The organism is Pseudomonas sp. AN-1, from assembly GCF_034057115.1.
In the GTDB taxonomy this organism is placed as follows: domain Bacteria; phylum Pseudomonadota; class Gammaproteobacteria; order Pseudomonadales; family Pseudomonadaceae; genus Geopseudomonas.
This window is the reverse complement of record NZ_CP139195.1, coordinates 1,559,817-1,577,559: the sequence shown is the minus strand read 5'-3', so window position 1 is coordinate 1,577,559 and position 17,743 is coordinate 1,559,817. Positions and strand designations below refer to the sequence as shown.

Here is a 17,743-nt window from a genome sequence, read left to right as displayed (position 1 = left end):
ATCCTCCGTTGGTTAACCGTGACAGCCGCAACCGACGCCGCAGCCGCCGGTCTTGGCGGCTGCCGGTGCGCTGGCCGGGCCGGCCAGTTGCGCCGGGTAGCCGGCGTCATCCAGGGCGGCGATCAGGGCGGCGCCGTCGGCGCTGCCGCTGACGAGCACGCGACCGGCCTGCAGGTCGACTTCCACCGCCTCGACACCGGGCAGCGGGCTCAGGGCCTGGGTGACGTGCTTGACGCAGGAACCACAGGTCATGTCCTGGACGTTCAGTTCGATGCTGCTCATCGTGGAACTCCTCTCATGGTGGCCGGCGATTCCGGCCTTGCCATCATCTTCGACCTTGACCTCGTGGCAAGGTCAAGGGTTTTTCTTCAGTCGATCCGAGCCTGGCGCAGGCGCAGGGCGTTGAACACCACCGAGGCCGAGCTGACGCTCATCGCCAGGGCGGCGATCAGCGGCGACAGCAGGTGGCCGGTCAGCGGGTAGAACAGGCCGGCGGCCAGCGGGATGCCCATGGCGTTGTAGAGGAAGGCGAAGGTCAGGTTCTGGTGCATGTTCTTCACCGTGGCCACCGACAGGCTGCGTGCACGCAGGATGCCGAGCAGGTCGCCCTTGACCAGGGTGATCTGGGCGCTGCTCATCGCCACGTCGGTGCCGGTGCCCATGGCGATGCCGACGTCGGCGCGGGCCAGCGCCGGGGCGTCGTTGATGCCGTCGCCGGCCATCGCCACGCGGCGGCCTTCCTGTTGCAGGCGGGCGGCCAGGCGCTCCTTGTCCTGCGGCTTGACCTCGCCGTGCACTTCCTCGATGCCCAGCTGGCGGGCCACCGAACGGGCGGTGGTGAGGCCATCGCCGGTGGCCATGATGACGTTCACGCCAGCCGCCTGCAGACGCTCGACCGCCAGCTTGGAGGTCGGCTTGATCGGGTCGGCCACCGCCAGCAGGCCCGCCAGCGCACCGTCCACCGCCAGGTACATGATGCTGGCGCCCTCGCCGCGCAGCGCTTCGGCCTGGGGCTGCAGGGGCGCGGTGGTAACGCCGGCGTCCTCCAGCAATGTGGTGTTGCCGAGCAGCAAGGGACGGCCGTCGACCTGGCCGCGCACGCCGATGCCGGAGGCGGACTCGAAGGTCTGCGGCGTGCTCAGCGCCAAGCCCTGGGCGCGGGCCTGCTCGACGATGGCATGGGCCAGCGGATGCTCGCTGCCCTGGTCGAGGCTGGCGGCCAGGCGCAGCACTTCGTCGTCGCTGAAGCCGGGGGCGGCGAGGGCGCTGTGGAAGGCCGGGCGGCCCTCGGTGAGGGTACCGGTCTTGTCGACGATCAGGGTGTCGATCCGGCGCAGGTGCTCGATGGCCGCGGCGTCGCGGAACAGCACGCCGCTGGTGGCGGCCTTGCCGGTGGCGACCATCACCGACATCGGTGTGGCCAGGCCGAGGGCGCAGGGGCAGGCGATGATCAGCACCGCCACCGCGTTGATCAGGCCGAACACCCAGCTCGGCTGCGGTCCCCACAGGCCCCAGCCGAGGAAGGTCAGCACGGCGATGGCGATCACCACCAGCACGAAATACCCGGCGATCACGTCGGCCAGGCGTTGCAGCGGCGCCTTGGAGCGCTGGGCCTGAGCGACCATCTGCACGATCTGCGCGAGCATGGTCGCGCTGCCGACCTTCTGGGCTTCCATCACCAGGCTGCCGTGGCGATTGAGGGTGGCGCCGATCAGCGTGTCGCCGGCGCGCTTGGTCACCGGCAGCGGTTCGCCGGTCAGCATCGACTCGTCCACTGCGCTTTCGCCTTCCAGCACGCGGCCGTCGACCGGCACCTTCTCGCCGGGGCGCACGCGCAGCTTGTCGCCGCTGTGTACGTGGCTCAGCGGGATGTCTTCTTCCGAGCCGTCGGCATTGATCCGCCGCGCGGTCTTCGGCGCCAGCCCAAGCAGCGCCTTGATTGCCGCCGAGGTCTGCGAGCGCGCCTTGAGTTCGAGGATCTGGCCGAGCAGGGTCAGCGAGATGATCACCGCCGCGGCCTCGAAGTACACGCCGATGCGCCCGTCCATCACGAAATTGGCCGGGAACACGCCGGGTGCCAGGGTGGCGGCGACGCTGTACAGCCAGGCGGCGGCGGTGCCCAGGCCGATCAGCGTCCACATGTTGGGGCTGCGGTTGAGCACCGACTTTACGCCGCGCACGTAGAACGGCCAGCCGGCCCACAGCACCACCGGGGTGGCCAGTGCCAGCTCCACCCAGTTCTGCGTAGCGCCATGGAACAGCATCAGCTGGTGGCCGGCCATCGCCAGCACGGTGACGACCACGGTCAGCGGCAGGCTCCACCAGAAGCGCCGGCGGAAGTCCTTGAGCTCGGGGTTTTCCTCCTCTTCCAGCTCGGGGATCACCGGCTCCAGGGCCATGCCGCACTTGGGGCAGGTGCCTGGACCGATCTGGCGCACCTCCGGGTGCATCGGGCAGGTGTATTCGCTGCCGGCTGCAGCCTGGGCCGCCGTGGGCGAGGGCGCCGCGTGCGCATGCTCATGATGGCCGGCGTGGTCGTGCGGGTGGGGAGACGATGAGGTCATGCGCTAGTTCCTTTTCCGCTCCGGATCGTCACGCTGCGCGGAGCGATGGGTGTGGCCACTGTGGGAGTGGCCGAACAGGTGCATCAGCGGGCAGAGCAGCAGGATCAGGTAGGGCAGCAGCCCGGCGGCGTGGGCGTAGTGTTCGCGCGCCAGGTAGAACAGGGCGATGACGGCGAGCATGCCCAGCACGATGCCGGGCTTGCTGCGCCAGAATGAGCGGGACGGTTCGCCCGGGGCGTGGCCTGGATGCATGGTGGGATCTCCTGAAAGAAACGGCGTCCAGTGGACGCCGATTGTCCGAAGGGGCAATGCCAGACAGAAATACTTGCATCGTCATGCTAGACGGCCCTTGCTTACGGAAGGCTGAGCGGCGGATTACATTTCCGTCAGCTACCCGCAGCGTCCGGCGCCCGGGACTAGAGTGAAACTCTCAACCCGCCTTCGCGAGGGCTTGCAGATGAACCGGACGATTCTTTGTGGCGCAATCCTGCTGCTGGCTGCAGCGGGTAGCGCCTGGGCAGAAGAGCAGGCGGCGCCGCCCGAGCAGCAGTGGCAGCAGCACATCACCGAGATGCGCACGCTTCACCAGAACTGGATGGCCGGCAAGACGCCCGAGGAGCGGCAGAAGCTGATGGAGCAGCACTGGCAGGCCATGGGCCGCGGCATGCAGAGCATGGGCGGCTGCATGGGCGGTGGCCATGGCATGGGGATGGGCATGGGCCAGGGTATGGGGCCGGGCATGGGCGGCGGCTGGGCGAGCATGGATACGGTCGAGCAGGTGGATCTGCGCATCCAGCACATGGAGCAGATGCTCGAGCAGTTGCGTGCGCATCGCGAGATGCTGGCCAAACCCAAGCCCTGAGCAGCCGCCTCGCCCGGGGCTGCGTGCGGGGTGGCTCAGGCCAGCTCGCTGCGCCGCGCCTCCCAGCCCTCCAGCCAGGCCGGCAGGCGTTCGGCGGGCATCGCCTTGGCGATGAACCAGCCCTGGGCGACGTCGCAGCCGGCGCCGCGCAGGTGATCCCAGTCGGTGCGGTCCTCGATGCCTTCGGCCACCGTGCGCATGCCCAGCCGGCGGGCCATCTCCAGGCTGGCGCCGAGAATGCCGTCCAGCGACTTGTCGCGCCAGGCGCCGTGCACGAAGCTGCGGTCGATCTTCAGCTCGTTGAAGGGTATGTCGCGCAGCTGCACCAGCGAGGAGTGGCCGGTGCCGAAGTCGTCGATCGACAGGCCGATGCGCTTGAGGCGCAGGCGGGTGAGGATGTCGAGGGCGGCCTGGCGGTTCTTCATCAGGTGGCTCTCGGTGACTTCCAGCACCAGGCTGGTCAGCGGCGCGCCGGCGGCCAGAGCTTCCTGCTCGACCAGGTCGGGGAAGTCCAGCCCCACCAGATTGTCCATCGACACGTTGACCGCCACCTGCAGCTCGATGCCCCGGGCGCGCCACTGCCGCGCATCGGCCAGGGCGTTGCGCAGCACGTCGAGCATCAGCGCGTCGATCAGGCCGTGCTCCTCGGCGAGGGTGACGAAGCGGTCTGGGTAGACCAGGCCGTCCTCGGGGTGCTGCCAGCGCACCAGGGTCTCGACCCCGCTGACCTGCCCGCTGGCGAAGTCGACCTTGGGCTGGTAGTGGTTGACCAACTGGCCGGCGCGGATGCCGTTGGCCAGCTCCTCGGCGCCGTAGCTGCGCGCCTCGCCGGTCCGTGGGGCATCGCCGCCGGGCAACGCCTGCAGGAGGCGCTGCAGCTGCTCGCTGGAGACCGGCTTGTACAGCGCGCCCGCGACCCGCAGGCGGTGACCGCGGGCCAGGCGCTCGGCGCTCTGCAGGATGCGCTCGTCCTCGCCGCTGACCAGCACCAGGGCGCCGGGGTAGCCCAGGCGCACCAGGTGGCGGATGAACTCGATGCCGTCCATCCCCGGCATCTGCAGGTCGCAGAGAATCAGATCGGTGCCGTCGGGCTGCCGCTCCAGGTGCTCGACCGCGGCCTGGGCCTGCTCGCAGGCGAGTACCTGCTGGTAGCCGAGGGTCTTCAACTGGCGGACCAGCAGCTTGCGGATGAACGGGTCGTCGTCGACCACCAGGATTCTCATCGGGATTGCCTCCTGCTCAGACTGGGTTGCCTTCTTTCAGCAACCGGTCGATCCATGCTGCCGTGGCGTGATGAAGGGGATGGAACTCGGCCATGCCGTGGGCCAGCGCGGCACTGTCGCTGTCCTTGATGGCCTGTTCGAGTGCCGTGCACAGCTGGCCCAGGCGCACCGCGCCGACCGCGCGGGACGACGACTTGAGGCGGTGGGCGATGGCGTCGATGCTGTCGCAGTCGTTGCGGGCGAAGGCCTGCAGCAATTGCGGCGCCAGGCTGCGCAGCGACTCGGCGTAGTCGCCGAGAATCTCGCGGATCATCTCGCGGTCCGTGCCGACCAGTGCCGCGAGGACTGTCGCGTCGACCAGCGGCTGGTCGTCCGGCCCCGGCCCGGCGTCAGCCGGCGCCGGGCGGGCCTGCTGGGGCAGCCAGCGCGCCAGGGCGGTCTGCAGGGTGGCCAGGCGGATCGGCTTGGTCAGGTACTCGTCCATGCCGGCCTCCACCGCCCGTGCGGCTTCGCCGCGCATGGCGTTGGCGGTCAGCGCGAGGATCGGAATGCGGCGCTGGCCGGCTTCCTCGGCGCGGATCCGCCTGGCCAACTGGTAGCCGTCCATTTCCGGCATGTGCAGGTCGCTGAGGATCAGGTCGAAGCCGCCCTGGCGCCACAGGCTCAGGGCCTCGCTGCCCTGGCTGGCCAGCGTGAAGTCGTAGCCGAGCAGGGCGAGCTGCTGGCGGATGACCTTGCGGTTCACCGCGTCGTCCTCGACCACCAGCAGGCGCCGGCTGGCGGGGGCCCCGGCGACCGGTGCGGCCGGTGCCGCTGGCTCGGCGGCCGGCTGCGGCGCGCTGGCCAGGGTCAGCGGCAGGCTGACGGTGAAGCGGGTGCCGTGCCCCGGGGTGCTGGCGACGGCGATCTCGCCGCCCAGCAGCTCGACCAGGCGCCGGCAGATGGCCAGGCCCAGGCCACTGCCGCCGAAGCGGCGGGTGGTCGAGGACTCCGCCTGGCTGAAGGGCTGGAACAGCTGGCCGAGATGTTCGGCGGCGATGCCGATGCCGTTGTCCGTCACATCGATGAGCAGGCGCTGCGGGTCGTCCGCGGCCGGACGCACGCCCACCACGACCCGGCCGGGCTGCTCGTCGCGGCCTCCGGAGAACTTGATGGCGTTGCCGATCAGGTTGAAGAGGATCTGCCGCAGGCGCATGGCGTCGGAGCGGATCCAGGGCGGCACCCCGGCGGCGATCTCCGCGTCGAGACGCACCCCGTGCGTGACGGCCAGCGGGCGCAGGGTATCGCACAGGTTGTCGAGCAGCTCGACCAGGTTCAGCGGCGCATGCTCGATCTCCAGCCGGCCGGCCTCGATCCTGGAGAAGTCGAGGATGTCGTCGATCACCCCCAGCAGGGTGCCCGATGATTCGCGGATGGTGCGGACCAGGTCGGCCTGGTGGGGCGGCAGCTGGTCCTGGGTGAGCACGTCGATCAGGCCGACCACGCCGTTCATCGGCGTGCGGATCTCGTGGCTCATGGTGGCGAGGAAGGCCGACTTGGCGCGGCTGGCCTGTTCGGCCTCCTCGCGGGCCTGGGTCAGGCTGGCGATCAGCGCCTTGAGCTCGCGGATGTCGCGCAGGGTGCCGATGAAGAAGCGCTGCCCGTGCACGCGGTACTCGGAGACGCTGAGTTCGAGGGCGATCGGCTGGCCGTCCTTGTGCCGGCCGCTGACCTCGCGGCTGGAGCCGACGATGTGCCGCTCGCCGGTCTGCAGATAGCGCGCGATGTAGTCGTCGTGGTGCTCGCGCAACGGCGAGGCCATCAGGCAGGAGATGTTGCGACCGACCAGCTCCTCGGGACGGTAGCCGAGCAGCGGTTCGATGGCCGGATTGACGCTCTGCACGATGCCGCGGCTGTCGATGGTGATCACGCACTCGAGCAGGTGGTCGAGCACCGCGTGGATCTCCGCCTCCTTGGCGTGCAGGTCGGTCAGGGCCTGGCCGCGCTCCTCGATGCGCTGCTGCAACTGGCTGTTCAGTTCGGCGAGCTGGGCGGTGCGCTCGGCGACCACGCGCGAGACCAGCGCATGCCGTCCGGCACTGCCCAGGGTCGCGAAGGTGGCGAGAAAGGCGGTGAGCACGGCGAAACCGAGGAACAGGCGCTCCTCCGCCGTCGAACCGGGCCGCCACAGCGGGAGCCGCGGGTACATTTCCAGGCGCCAGACGCGTCCGCTGGCGTGGACGTCGCGATGCCAGTCGGGCTCGGCCCCGGCCGGCAGCGAGTTGCTCAGGATGCGCCGGGGCATGCCGGCGGTGACGTCCGAGATGCGCAGGGCGAACTGGCGATCCTCCGCCTTGCGCCGCAGCGGGGCGAACAGCTGCTGGATGTCCAGGGCGCCGACCACGTAGCCGACCGGCGCCTGCTGCGCAGCGGCGTCGAGCCTGTGCACCGGCACGAAGAGCAGCGATGCCTGGCGTGCGCTGCGGACCAGCCGGATGCGGTCGGAGGCGATGGACTTGCCGTGGTCGAGGGCCTGCCTCATCGCCGTGTGGCGCATCGGCTCCGAGCCGTGGTCGAGGCCCAGCACCGTGCGCCCCAGCGCCAGCGGCTCGCTGTACAGGACGGGAAAGTATTCGGCGCGCTCGGCGGCCGGCTGCAGCCGGCCGCGGCTGTCCAGCTCGACGATGCGATAGCCGGGGAAGCCGCTGGCCGCGACGGCGGCCTCGAAGCCGGCCCGCTGCCGGGCGTCGACCCGCGGCGCCCAGTCCACCCAGAGGATGGCGGGGCGCTGGACGAAGCTCTGGGTGTACTTGCGGAACTCCTCGCGGGTGACCTCCGGGCTGGCGGCGATGAAGTGCGCCAGGCCCTCCAGCGGCAGCAGGGTTTCCGCGACGTCCTGGGTGATGCTGTCGCCGATCACCTCCATCAGCGTGCGCGCCTCGCTGCGGGCGCGCAGGTCCTCCAGTTGCGACAGACCGAGGTGGCCGACGATCAGCAGGGTGAGGGTGACCACCAGCGGCAGGGCGAAGCGGTGGTTGCCCTCGCCGCCGCGCAGGGTCCGGCGGCCCGGCCACAGCAGCAGCGCCAGCGGCGCGAACAGCAGCACGCCGAGGGTGTCGCCGGCCCACCAGCGCAGCCACTCGTTGAACAGGTCGTCGCTGGCGATCCTGCCGCCGGCGACCAGCACGGCGCTGCCCAGGGTCGGCGCGATCAGGCAGGTCAGCGGGCCGGCGGCGAACAGGATGGACACCAGCCGGCGGTCGCGGGCGACCTGCCAGCGTCCCTGCAGGTAGCGCTGCACCAGCCAGACGCAGAGCAGCGTCTGGACGGTCGCGGCTGCGGCGGTGAGGCTGGCCAGGCCGATGCCTTGCAGCGACGCGTCGCGCGACAGGTCGATCAGCAGGTCGCCGAGGAACACGCCGGGCCAGCAGCGCCAACCCCAGATAAGCAGCCCCGCCGTGGCCATGCCGGTCGCCGGCCAGATCGGCGAGGCATAGCCGGTGGACTGGCTCAACAGGACGCCGACGATGCCGGCCAGCAGGTAGAGGCCGGTGAGGGCGAGCACCTTCCAGAGGTAATGCCGCCAGCTGCCCGGAGGCGTGAAGAGTGACGCACCGGTCGGGGTGTCGTGGTCTGTCGCGTGCATCGGCGTCCCGCTCGGTGAAACATCCAGCCCCGGGTGCCGGGGTGATTCGGCCCGCATCATATTCAGGGGGGAGCGCTCATGCCAATGATCCGTGCTCCGCGACGGTGCACCGACCCGGGCGGGCAGATTACATTCGCGTCAGCTTCTGGCTGTCGCGGGCGGCCGGTTGCACAATCCGCCTGGCACTGATGGCCAGCACTTGTGGCCGGAACTTGTGGCCGGAACTTGTGGCTGGAACTTGTGGAGAGTAGCGCGATGAAGATCCTGGTGGCCGAGGACGATCCGAAGATCGGTGCCTACCTGCGGCAGGGCCTGAGCGAGGCGGGGTTCGCCGTCGACCGGGTCGCGGATGGGAGCGAAGCGCTGCACCGTGCCCTCGGCGAGCGCTACGACCTGCTGATCCTCGACGTGATGATGCCCGGCCTCGACGGCTGGGAGGTGCTGCGCCGCCTGCGCGGCGCCGGGCAGGGCGAGCCGGTGCTGTTTCTCACCGCGCGCGACGGCATCGAGGACCGGGTCAGGGGGCTGGAGCTGGGCGCCGACGACTACCTGGTCAAGCCGTTCGCCTTCGCCGAGCTGCTGGCGCGGGTGCGCACCCTGCTGCGCCGCGGCCAGGCCAGTGCGGCGCCGACCCGCCTGCAGGTCGCCGACCTGGAGGTGGACCTGCTCAAGCGCCGCGCCAGCCGCGCGGGCCAGCGCATCGACCTGACCGCCAAGGAGTTCGCCCTGCTCGAACTGCTGCTGCGCCGCCAGGGGGAGGTGCTGCCCAAGTCGCTGATCGCCTCGCAGGTGTGGGACATGAACTTCGACAGCGACACCAACGTCATCGAGGTGGCCATCCGCCGCCTGCGCGCCAAGATCGACGACGGCTTCGAGCCGAAGCTGATTCACACCGTGCGCGGCATGGGCTACGTGCTGGACCTGTCCGAGTGATCGCCCGCCTGTCGCTCACCGCGCGCCTCGGCCTGCTGTTCATGCTGGCCCTCACCGGCGTGCTGCTGGCCGCCGGCCTGGCGGTCAGCCACCTGAGCCGCGAGCACTTCCTCGATCTCGACCGCCACGCCCTGCACGACAAGCTGCAGGCCAGCCGGCGCCTCCTCGGCAGCCTAGAGCGCGCGGACCGGCTGGAAACCCTGGGCCCGCAGCTGCACACGCTGCTCGGCGCGCACCAGGACCTGCGTGCGCAGATCCTCGCCGGCGATGGCCGGGTGCTGTTCGCCGAGCCCTCCGAGGCGGCGATTCCCGCGCGCTTTCGCACCCGGATCGGCGGGCTGTGGGAGTGGTGGGAGGGCGAGCGTCTGCTGCGCGGAATGACCGCCGAGGTGGCGCTGGCCGAGCCGGGGCAGTCGCTGACCCTGCTGCTGGCGCTGGACGTGACCCACCACGAGGACTTCTTCGCGGCGCTGCAGCGCTGGCTGTGGATCGCCCTGGGGGTGTGCGCCCTGCTCAGCGCCGGGCTCGGCTGGCTGGTGGCGCGCAGCGGCCTGCGCCCGCTGCGCGAGGTGACCCAGGTGGCCGCCGGCGTGTCGGCGCGCTCGCTCAAGGAGCGCATCCCCGAGCAGACGCTGCCGGTGGAGCTGCGGCCGTTGGTGTCCTCGTTCAACGGCATGCTCGAGCGCCTGGAAGAGTCCTTCGTGCGCCTGTCCAACTTCTCCGCCGACATCGCCCACGAGCTGCGCACGCCGCTGACCCAGCTGATGACCCACACCGAGGTGGTGCTCGGCCGCGCGCGCAGCCTGGAGGAATACCGGGAGGCGCTGTATGGCAACCTCGAGGACCTCAAGCGCATGGCGCGGATGATCGACGACATGCTGTTCCTGGCCAAGGCCGACAACGGCCTGATCGCCCCCGAGCGGCGGCCGCTGGCGCTGCACGAGCTGGTCGAGCAGCTGCTCGACTACTACCGTCTGCTGGCCGAGGAGGCCGGGGTCGAGCTGGCGCAGGGCGGCGAGGGCTGGATCGAGGGGGAGCCCGGGATGCTGCGCCGGGCGCTGTCCAACCTGCTGGGCAATGCCCTGCGCTACACGCCGGCCGGCGGCTGCATCCGCGTGCGCATCGGGCAACGCGGCGGGCAGGTGCTGCTGGAGGTGGAGAATCCCGGGCCGACGATTCCCGCCGAGCATCTGGGGCGGCTGTTTGACCGCTTCTACCGGGTCGACCCGGCGCGCCGCGAGGGCGGCCACGCCGGGCTGGGGCTGGCGATCACCCGCTCCATCGTCGAGGCCCACCGCGGCAGCATCCGCTGCACCTCGGCCGACGGACTGACCCGCTTCGAGCTGGGTTTCCCCGCCCTCAGCGCTGCGGACGGAAGCGGTAGCCGCTGAAGCTCAGCACCACGCCGTCGCTGGCGATGCGCTCCAGGGTGATGCCCGGCGCGGCGCTTTCGCCCTGGCGCAGCACCTTGTCGTTGATCACCGCCATGCGCAGGTCCGGCTGTTCGGCGTAGGAAAATCCGGACACGGACAGCGGCGGGATGCGCTCGCGCACCGTCGGCGGCAGCTCGTAGAAGGCCAGCACCCGGTTGGGTGGGGCGGGGAGCGCGGCGGCCGGCGCCGGCTGTGCCGGGGGCGGGGCGGCGGGCAGGGACCTGGCGGCGATGGGCGTGGGTTCCTGAGCGGGGAGCACGGTTCTGGGCGCCGGAGCCGGCAGCGGCTCCGCGGCTGGCGCAATGGCTGGCTGCGGCTGCGGCTGCGGCTGCGGCTGCGGCTGCGGCTGCGCGGCGGGAGCGCTCGGCGGCGGCGCAGCGACCAGCGTCTGCACCGCCGGGGCGCTCGTCGTTCCGACCGGTGGCTCGACGGGCGGCGCCGCGACCGGTGCAGCTACGACCGGCGCGGCGCTGGCCACTGGGGCCGGCATGGCGGCGACGGGCGAGGCGGCCGGGGCAACGGTCGCCTCGGGCGGCGGCGACTGCCAGGGGCGCCACCAGCCGGTCACCGCCACCGCCAGCAGCAGAGCGCCGCCGGCCAGCAGCGGCAGGCGGTCGGCGGCGAACGGCAGGTCCGGCGATGCCTCCGTGGCGGGCAGGGTGGCGAGATCCGGCACCCTGCCTTGCTGGCGGGCGTATTCGGACTTCTTCAGGGCTTCGAGTATGTAGGACATGGCTAGTGGTCCTGCTGGGCCAGAACCGGCGCTTCGGCGTCGGTGAGGGCGGCGAGGCGGGCCAGGGTCATCCGGCCGACCAGGCCGTCGGCCTTGAGGCCGTGGGCGCGCTGGAAGTCGCGCACCCGCCGGGCCAGATCCTCGGTGAACAGGTTGCCGGCGCTGTCGCGCGGGGACGCGCCCTCCCAGCGCGCCAGACGCTGGTCGATCCAGGCCACCGCCGGATCGCGGGCGCCGATGCCCAGCCCGCGGCCCCAGCCCTCAGGGGCGCGCCAGAGCAGGGTGTAGCGGCCGGTCCACTGGCGCATCAGGCTGTCCAGCGGCACTTCCTGGATCTTGCCGGCCACGGCCAGGCGGACCTGCTCCGGCCCCAGCTCAAGCAGGGTGGCGAGGAAGTCGGGACCGTCGGTCTGGCGCAGTTCGACGATGGCCGGGCTGTTGAAGCTGCGCAGCGAGGCGAGGCCGTCGTTCATCGGCAGGCAGTGCAGGTCCACCTGGCCGGCGCGCCGGCAGGCGTCCTCCAGGGCGGTCGGTTCGGCGACCTCGATCTGCCACTGGGCGAACAGGCTGCGTACCGCCATGGCCTCGTGCAGCCAGTGCTCCTCGCGGCCCGGGGCGGCGATGATGCCGGGAGAACTCTCGCTGCTGGCGGGTTGCCGCTCGGCGGGCGGCGCGGGCTCTGCCGTGTCAGCGGCAGGCCCGCTACTGGCGAGCGGCTCGGCAGTGGCCGGCGCGGGAGCGCTGTCGCTGGCCGCCAGCGGCGGCGTCTCCTGCTCTGCCGGCGCAGGTTCGCGGTCCGCTGCCGGGACGACGGCAAGCGGCGGGGCGGGGCGGTCCGCGGCCACCGGCGCGGTCGCTTCGCTGCGCTGCTCGATCTGCATCGGGGGCGCGGGGCGCGGCAGCTGCGGGACGGGCAGGCCGTGCTGTATGGCCACGGCCAGCCCGGCGAGCACGGCCACGGCGAGGGCCGTGGTCAGCGTCGGCGGCAGGCGTGCCGGCGGTCTGCCGACGGGTTCGCCCAGCACCTCGCGGGCGGCGCGCTTCAGGGTGGCGCTGTCCACGGCCTGCCGGCCCCTGACGTAGGCGCCGAGCAGGGCGCGGTCGCAGATCAGGTTGATCAGCCGCGGCGTGCCGCCGCTCAGGTGGTAGAGGCGTTGCAGCACGCGCGGCGGAAACAGGGCGGCGCGCGCGCCGGCCACCGCCAGGCGGTGCTGCACGTAGGTACTGACCTCCTGGCTCGACAGCGGCTCCAGGTGGTAGCGCGCGACTATGCGCTGGGCCAGCTGGCGCATCTGCGGCTGCGCCAGGCGCTCGCGCAGTTCCGGCTGGCCGAGCAGGATGATCTGCAGCAGCTTGCGCTGGCTGGTCTCCAGGTTGGTCAGCAGGCGCAGCAGCTCCAGCACGTCGTTGGACAGGTTCTGCGCCTCGTCGACGATCAGCACCGTCTTGCGGCCGCGGGCGTGGCTGGCCAGCAGGTGGGCATTGAGGCGGTCGACCAGCGCCTTGAGGCCGCGCAGGTTGGCGGGCAGCTCGATATGCAGTTCGTCGCACAGGGTGCGCAGCAGCTCCAGCACGTTCACCTTGGGATTGAAGATGAAGGCGATGTCGCAGTGTTCCGGCACCTGCTCCAGCAGGCAGCGGCACAGGGTGGTCTTGCCGGTGCCGACCTCGCCGGTGAGCAGCACGAAGCCGCCGTCGATGCGCAGGCCGTAGAGCAGATGGGCGAGTGCCTCGCGGTGCCGCGCGCTCATGAACAGATAGCGCGGGTCGGGCGAGATCGAGAAGGGCGTCTCGGTGAGGCCGAAATGCTGCTTGTACATGATGGCTTTCCGTGTCTGCTGCACGGCGCAGGGCGGCGCCGTCCCCCGCAGGTCTTCTTCCAGGGTTGAGCATAGTCCGCCTGGCGCAGGGCGCGAGTCGGCCCGACCAGCAGTTTTTTGCTACTGGCGCATCAGGGGCGATGGACTACGCTCGAAATGGGGAAACAAAAAACAGGCGGGAAACGCCATGGAAACTCAAAGACCATCAACGGGGGATTCGTCTGGTTGCGTGCTGGCCTGCCTGCTGCGCAGGCCAGCGCTTTTCCGCGCCTTGGGTCTGGCCTGCGCGCTGCTGGCGGCGCCCCTGCAGGCGCCCCTGCAGGCGGCCGAAGAAGAGGACGAGATCCGTGGCTTCATCGTCGACAACAGCATTTCCCACATCGGCCACGAGTTCTACCGCTACTTCTCCGAGCGACTGCGCGACACCAGCCGGCTGGACTTCAACCTGGTGGTCAGGGAACGGCCTTCGGCGCGCTGGGGGAGCCTGGTATGGGTCGAGTACGAGGGCCGCACGCTGTACCGGCGCTTTCTGGCGCCGAACGTTTCCGAGGTGCAGCCGGTGGCCTACGAGGCTGCCGACCTGATCCAGGAAGCCGTCACGCGCCAGAAGCTGGAGAGCCTGCTGCAAGACACCTACGACTTGGACAAGGATGAGCTATGACCATGAAAAAACGCCCTCTCGCGGCCTGTCTCGGGCTCACCGGTGTCTGCTTGCTGGCGCCGGTGCAGGCCACCGAACTGGTCTACACCCCGGTCAACCCGGCCTTCGGCGGCAACCCGCTGAACGGCCCCTGGCTGCTGGCCAACGCCCAGGCGCAGAACGACCACAAGGACCCGGACCTGGGGGGCACGGGGACCGGCACCACGGCCCTGCAGCGCTTCACCAGCCAGCTGGAGTCGCGCCTGCTTTCGCAACTGCTCGCCAACATCGAGAACGGCAATACCGGCAGCCTGACCACCGACTCCTTCCTCATCGATATCGTGGATGTCGACGGTTCCCTGACGATCGTGATCACCGACCGGCTGACGGGGGAGGTCGCCGAGGTCATCGTCGACGGACTCTAGCCCATCAATCGACCGCCGCTGGCATAGAAGCAGGAAGCTCAGGACCATGAACAAGATCATCGCGATGGCAGTGCTGCTAGCCGCCGTGCAGGGGTGCGCCCTGCGCGAGCCGATGCCCGCCGAGAAGGAGCCGGAGATTCCGACCCTCACCCCGCGGGCTTCCACCTACTACGACCTGCTCGCCCTGCCGCGTCCCAAGGGGCGCCTGGTGGCCGCCGTGTACGGCTTCCGCGACCAGACCGGCCAGTACAAGCCGACCCCGGCCAGTTCCTTCTCCACCAGCGTGACCCAGGGCGGCGCCAGCATGCTGGTGGATGCGCTGCAGGCCAGCGGCTGGTTCGTGGTGCTGGAGCGCGAGGGCCTGCAGAACGTCCTCACCGAGCGCAAGATCATCCGCGCCTCGCAGAGCAAGCCGGACACCCCGGCCAACATCCAGGCCAACCTGCCTTCGCTGCAGGCGGCCAACATCCTGCTGGAGGGCGGCATAGTCGCCTACGACACCAACGTGCGCAGCGGTGGCGAGGGTGCCCGCTACCTGGGCATCGGCCTGTCCGCCGAGTACCGCGTGGACCAGGTGTCGGTCAACCTGCGGGCGGTGGACGTGCGCAGCGGCCAGGTGCTGGCCAACGTGATGACCAGCAAGACCATCTACTCGGTCAGCCGCAGCGCCGGGGTGTTCAAGTTCATCGAGTTCCAGGAGCTGCTCGAGGCCGAGGCCGGCTACACCACCAACGAGCCGGCGCAGCTGTGCGTGCTGTCGGCCATCGAGGCGGCGGTCGCCCACCTGGTGGCCCAGGGCATCGAGCGGCGCCTGTGGCAGGCCGCGGATGCCGGCACCTTCGAGAATACCTCGTTGCCCAAGTACATGACCCACGGGCAGGCCACCGCCGCCGCGCAGTAGCGCCCAGACGCCCATGGCCGGCCCGTGGGCTGCGGCTATTCGAGTCGCAGCTCGCGGGTTTCGGCGGGCTGCTCCAGTCCATCCACCCACCAGAGCAAGCGGCCCTCGATCCGGCTGGCGCCGGCCATCCGCACGCCGTCGGCCAGCGGGCAGCGCGCCTCCTCGCCCGCTTCGAGCCGGCCCGCCTGGCGCGAGCGGCTGCGTCCCGCCGGCCCCAGGGCGAGTACCTCCAGTTCGTAGCGGACCTGCTGTCCCGTGCCGCGGAAGCACAGGTGCACCGCGGCTTGGCGGGGCGCCGGCTGGCGCAGTTCGAAATCGACGGCGACACTGCCGGTCGCGGCCAGCAGCAACCCGGTCAGGCTGAGAAGCGGCATGCGTGCCTACCTCCGCTGGACAGAAAAATGCCGCCCGCGAGGGGCGGCAGGCAAGGACGGCAGGCTCAGTTCTGGTTGACGTTGGCGACGTTGCCGGTACCGAACTGGCTGACGTAGGCGGTGTGGCCGAAGTTCACCTGGTTCACGTAGGCCTCGTTGCCAGAACCGCCCTGGGTGACGATGGCGTAGTTGCCGCTGTCGCTCTGCACGATGCTGGCGAGGTTGTTGTCGCCGTACAGCTGGGCGACCTCGGCGACGTTGCCGCTGCCCGACTGATCCAGCTCGACCATGTTGTCGGTGCCGCTGCTGGTGCCGCCGGCATAGTTGTAGCTGCCGCTCTGGTTGACCACCAGCATGTTGCCGCTGCCTTCCTGCTCGAAATACAGCTCGTTGTAGCTGTCGGTCTGGGCCACCGTGGCCTGGTTGCCGTTGCCGCGCTGGCTCAGGTCGAGGGTCTGGTCGCTGCCGTCCTGGCGCATGCTGATGACGTTGTCGCTGCCCTTCTGGCGCAGCGAGGCGTACTGGTAGCTGCCGTACTGGCCGCCGTTGTTCGGATCCAGCGAGGTGCCGGCGTAGATCTGGTTGCCATTGCCGCGGGAGGAGGCGGTGAGGATGTGGTCGCTGCCTTCCTGGTAGACGTAGCCGAGGTTGCCGATGCCGCTCTGGAAGACTTCCGCGCGCATGCCGAGGGCGTCGTACTGCTCCACCTGCACGGCGTTCTCGTCGCCGAGCTGCACCACCGAGGCCTGGTTCCAGGCGCCGTCGGTCTGGTCGATCACCGCCTCGCTGAGGCTGCCGTCCTGGCGGATGGAGGCGTCGCTCTGGTACTGGTTCTCCTGCCAGGTTGTCGCGTAGTTGTTGTAGCCCTTCTGGTTGGTGCGCGCGTAGTTGTCCTCGCCGCCCATCTGCTCGACATAGGCATCGTTGCCTTCGCCGTACTGCTTCACCTCGATCTGGCTGGCCAGGGCGTTGCCGTCCTGCAGGGTCGCTGCCCGGTTCAGGTCGCCCTCCTGGCGGATATGGGCGACGTTGTCCATGCCGCCGATCTGGTCGATATTGGCCGTGTTGCCGCCGACGGCATGGCCCTCCTGGTGGATGACCGCCTCGTTGTAGAGGGTGCCTTCCTGCCAGGTGTAGGCGCCGTTGTCCGGGCCGCGCTGCACCTGCCTGGAGAGGCTCTCCAGGGTGCCGAAGACCTGGCTGCTGGCGGCATCGTTGCCGGAGCCGTTCTGCTTCTGCTCGGTCAGGCTCATCCAGTCGCTGTCCTGCTCGATGAAGCCGGTGTTGGTGCTGCCCTTCTGCGTCTGGGTCGCGGTGCTGGTGGTGTAGCTCTGCCAGATGGCGGCGCCGTTCTGGCTGCCGTTCTGGCTCTGCTCGGCGGTGCTGTAGCTGGCCGAACTCTGGATCACGTCGGCGAGGTTGTAGTTGCCGCTCTGGCTCTGGCTGGACGTGCTGTCGTCGGCCATGGCCTGGACACTGATGACGGCCAGTACTGCTGCGGCGAGGGGTTTGAACTGGAACATGGTGTTGCCTCCTGGTATGCCTTTTGTTGACGCATGACGAGAGAGTCACCGACCTCAGCGGTACTGGTTGATCAGCACGCTCTGGTTGTTGCCGTATTGCGCGATGCTGCTGTGCAGCCCTGCTCCGGATTGCTCGATGCGAGCGGAGTTGTAGGCGCCGTTCTGCACGATGAGCGCCTGGTTGTCGGACCCGTTCTGCACGATGGCGGCGCGATTGCCCGTGCCCTGCTGACTGATCAGGGCGAACTGGTCCGTGCCTTGCTGGAGGATGAAGGCTTCTTGGGCGCTGCCGTCCTGGACGATCTGGCCCAGCAGGGACTGGCCGTTCTGGGTCAGCGTGGCCCGGTTGGCCTCGCCCTGCTGCCGCACCACGGCCTGTTGGCCGGGCGGCAGGAAAGCGGGAAGGTTGAACTGCTCGAACAGATCGGCATTGCCTGCCAGATCGAAGTTCTCCATCAGGTCTGCAGCCTGCACGGCCGTGCTGCCGAGGCAGAGGGCGAGCAGGGTTGCGAAGCAACGCCTGTCAAAGCGGGTAAGCGGTGGCATGGCAATATCCTTTCACCGTCCTTTCACCACCCGGACGTGACCATCTGTCCGGATTCGATGTCGTGTGGCTTCTCAGCCTCGAGAAGCCGAACCGGCCTCCCGACTCAGGCGCTTACCGGGCGACCTGAGGAGCGGGAGGCT

16 protein-coding genes are annotated in these 17,743 nt (G+C 70.0%); 6 read left to right on the top strand and 10 right to left on the bottom strand.

The features are described 5' to 3' along the window. Positions 1–12: 12 nt before the first annotated feature. The 3 genes from SK095_RS07310 to SK095_RS07300 form a co-directional block, all read right to left on the bottom strand. Positions 13–282: a heavy-metal-associated domain-containing protein gene (locus SK095_RS07310; RefSeq protein WP_201487663.1), complete on the bottom strand. Its 270-nt coding sequence runs from the start codon at positions 280–282 to the stop codon at positions 13–15. 86 nt (positions 283–368) lie between these two features. After that, positions 369–2,450 carry a copper-transporting P-type ATPase gene (locus tag SK095_RS07305; protein ID WP_268932807.1) on the bottom strand — a complete coding sequence of 694 codons (2,082 nt, stop codon included), beginning with the start codon at positions 2,448–2,450 and terminating at the stop codon, positions 369–371. Between the two features lie 117 nt (positions 2,451–2,567). Then, positions 2,568–2,816, bottom strand: a complete 249-nt coding sequence (locus tag SK095_RS07300) for a DUF2933 domain-containing protein (protein ID WP_236574813.1) — start codon at positions 2,814–2,816, stop codon at positions 2,568–2,570. A 205-nt stretch (positions 2,817–3,021) separates the two neighbouring features. Here SK095_RS07300 and SK095_RS07295 point away from each other — a divergent pair, with 205 nt between their 5' ends. Beyond that, positions 3,022–3,426, top strand: a complete 405-nt coding sequence (locus tag SK095_RS07295; protein ID WP_320548434.1) for a hypothetical protein — start codon at positions 3,022–3,024, stop codon at positions 3,424–3,426. A 35-nt stretch (positions 3,427–3,461) separates the two neighbouring features. On the opposite strand, the gene SK095_RS07290 is transcribed toward SK095_RS07295, so the two are convergent. Both SK095_RS07290 and SK095_RS07285 read right to left on the bottom strand, forming a co-directional pair. Continuing rightward, positions 3,462–4,649 carry an EAL domain-containing response regulator gene (locus tag SK095_RS07290; protein WP_320548433.1) on the bottom strand — a complete coding sequence of 396 codons (1,188 nt, stop codon included), beginning with the start codon at positions 4,647–4,649 and terminating at the stop codon, positions 3,462–3,464. A 16-nt stretch (positions 4,650–4,665) separates the two neighbouring features. After that, the gene (locus SK095_RS07285) at positions 4,666–8,274 is read right to left on the bottom strand and encodes a CHASE domain-containing protein (protein ID WP_320548432.1); all 3,609 of its coding nucleotides are present in this window, start codon (positions 8,272–8,274) and stop codon (positions 4,666–4,668) included. 255 nt (positions 8,275–8,529) lie between these two features. Here SK095_RS07285 and SK095_RS07280 point away from each other — a divergent pair, with 255 nt between their 5' ends. Then, positions 8,530–9,207, top strand: a complete 678-nt coding sequence (locus tag SK095_RS07280; protein WP_320548431.1) for a heavy metal response regulator transcription factor — start codon at positions 8,530–8,532, stop codon at positions 9,205–9,207. Next, entirely contained in the window at positions 9,207–10,598 is a 1,392-nt protein-coding gene (locus SK095_RS07275; RefSeq protein WP_320548875.1) for a heavy metal sensor histidine kinase, read from the top strand. Before SK095_RS07280 ends, SK095_RS07275 begins: the two co-directional genes overlap by 1 nt. Here the strand turns inward: SK095_RS07275 and SK095_RS07270 are convergent. After that, positions 10,567–11,373: a general secretion pathway protein GspB gene (locus SK095_RS07270; protein ID WP_320548430.1), complete on the bottom strand. Its 807-nt coding sequence runs from the start codon at positions 11,371–11,373 to the stop codon at positions 10,567–10,569. The two genes, SK095_RS07275 and SK095_RS07270, sit on opposite strands and share 32 nt — an antisense overlap. Positions 11,374–11,375: 2 nt before the next feature. Further along, complete coding sequence (locus SK095_RS07265; protein WP_320548429.1) at positions 11,376–13,193, bottom strand: AAA family ATPase; 1,818 nt, start codon at positions 13,191–13,193, stop codon at positions 11,376–11,378. A gap of 229 nt (positions 13,194–13,422) precedes the next feature. Here SK095_RS07265 and csgE point away from each other — a divergent pair, with 229 nt between their 5' ends. From csgE to SK095_RS07250, 3 genes are read left to right on the top strand one after another with little or no spacing between them, the layout of a single operon-like run. Next, on the top strand, positions 13,423–13,854 hold the full coding sequence (gene csgE / locus SK095_RS07260; protein WP_372239889.1) for a curli production assembly/transport protein CsgE: 432 nt from the start codon (positions 13,423–13,425) through the stop codon (positions 13,852–13,854). A 2-nt stretch (positions 13,855–13,856) separates the two neighbouring features. Continuing rightward, positions 13,857–14,258: a curli assembly protein CsgF gene (locus tag SK095_RS07255; RefSeq protein ID WP_136490608.1), complete on the top strand. Its 402-nt coding sequence runs from the start codon at positions 13,857–13,859 to the stop codon at positions 14,256–14,258. Between the two features lie 46 nt (positions 14,259–14,304). Further along, a complete protein-coding gene (locus tag SK095_RS07250; RefSeq protein ID WP_136490607.1) occupies positions 14,305–15,159 on the top strand; it encodes a CsgG/HfaB family protein in 855 nt (284 codons plus the stop codon). A gap of 35 nt (positions 15,160–15,194) precedes the next feature. On the opposite strand, the gene SK095_RS07245 is transcribed toward SK095_RS07250, so the two are convergent. The 3 genes from SK095_RS07245 to SK095_RS07235 form a co-directional block, all read right to left on the bottom strand. After that, entirely contained in the window at positions 15,195–15,533 is a 339-nt protein-coding gene (locus SK095_RS07245) for a hypothetical protein (RefSeq protein ID WP_320548428.1), read from the bottom strand. A gap of 65 nt (positions 15,534–15,598) precedes the next feature. Further along, on the bottom strand, positions 15,599–17,056 hold the full coding sequence (locus SK095_RS07240; protein ID WP_320548427.1) for a curlin: 1,458 nt from the start codon (positions 17,054–17,056) through the stop codon (positions 15,599–15,601). A 54-nt stretch (positions 17,057–17,110) separates the two neighbouring features. Continuing rightward, the gene (locus tag SK095_RS07235) at positions 17,111–17,602 is read right to left on the bottom strand and encodes a curlin (protein ID WP_320548426.1); all 492 of its coding nucleotides are present in this window, start codon (positions 17,600–17,602) and stop codon (positions 17,111–17,113) included. Between the last annotated feature and the right edge of the window lie 141 nt (positions 17,603–17,743).

Excerpts from the sequence above, each read along its gene's own strand:
- SK095_RS07310 (WP_201487663.1), bottom strand. The coding sequence starts at position 282 with ATGAGCAGCATCGAACTGAACGTCCAGGACATGACCTGTGGTTCCTGC.
- SK095_RS07305 (WP_268932807.1), bottom strand. The coding sequence starts at position 2,450 with ATGCACCCGGAGGTGCGCCAGATCGGTCCAGGCACCTGCCCCAAGTGC.
- SK095_RS07300 (WP_236574813.1), bottom strand. The coding sequence starts at position 2,816 with ATGCATCCAGGCCACGCCCCGGGCGAACCGTCCCGCTCATTCTGGCGC.
- SK095_RS07295 (WP_320548434.1), top strand. The coding sequence starts at position 3,022 with ATGAACCGGACGATTCTTTGTGGCGCAATCCTGCTGCTGGCTGCAGCG.
- SK095_RS07290 (WP_320548433.1), bottom strand. The coding sequence starts at position 4,649 with ATGAGAATCCTGGTGGTCGACGACGACCCGTTCATCCGCAAGCTGCTG.
- SK095_RS07285 (WP_320548432.1), bottom strand. The coding sequence starts at position 8,274 with ATGCACGCGACAGACCACGACACCCCGACCGGTGCGTCACTCTTCACG.
- SK095_RS07280 (WP_320548431.1), top strand. The coding sequence starts at position 8,530 with ATGAAGATCCTGGTGGCCGAGGACGATCCGAAGATCGGTGCCTACCTG.
- SK095_RS07270 (WP_320548430.1), bottom strand. The coding sequence starts at position 11,373 with ATGTCCTACATACTCGAAGCCCTGAAGAAGTCCGAATACGCCCGCCAG.
- SK095_RS07265 (WP_320548429.1), bottom strand. The coding sequence starts at position 13,193 with ATGTACAAGCAGCATTTCGGCCTCACCGAGACGCCCTTCTCGATCTCG.
- SK095_RS07255 (WP_136490608.1), top strand. The coding sequence starts at position 13,857 with ATGAAAAAACGCCCTCTCGCGGCCTGTCTCGGGCTCACCGGTGTCTGC.
- SK095_RS07250 (WP_136490607.1), top strand. The coding sequence starts at position 14,305 with ATGAACAAGATCATCGCGATGGCAGTGCTGCTAGCCGCCGTGCAGGGG.
- SK095_RS07245 (WP_320548428.1), bottom strand. The coding sequence starts at position 15,533 with ATGCCGCTTCTCAGCCTGACCGGGTTGCTGCTGGCCGCGACCGGCAGT.
- SK095_RS07240 (WP_320548427.1), bottom strand. The coding sequence starts at position 17,056 with ATGTTCCAGTTCAAACCCCTCGCCGCAGCAGTACTGGCCGTCATCAGT.
- SK095_RS07235 (WP_320548426.1), bottom strand. The coding sequence starts at position 17,602 with ATGCCACCGCTTACCCGCTTTGACAGGCGTTGCTTCGCAACCCTGCTC.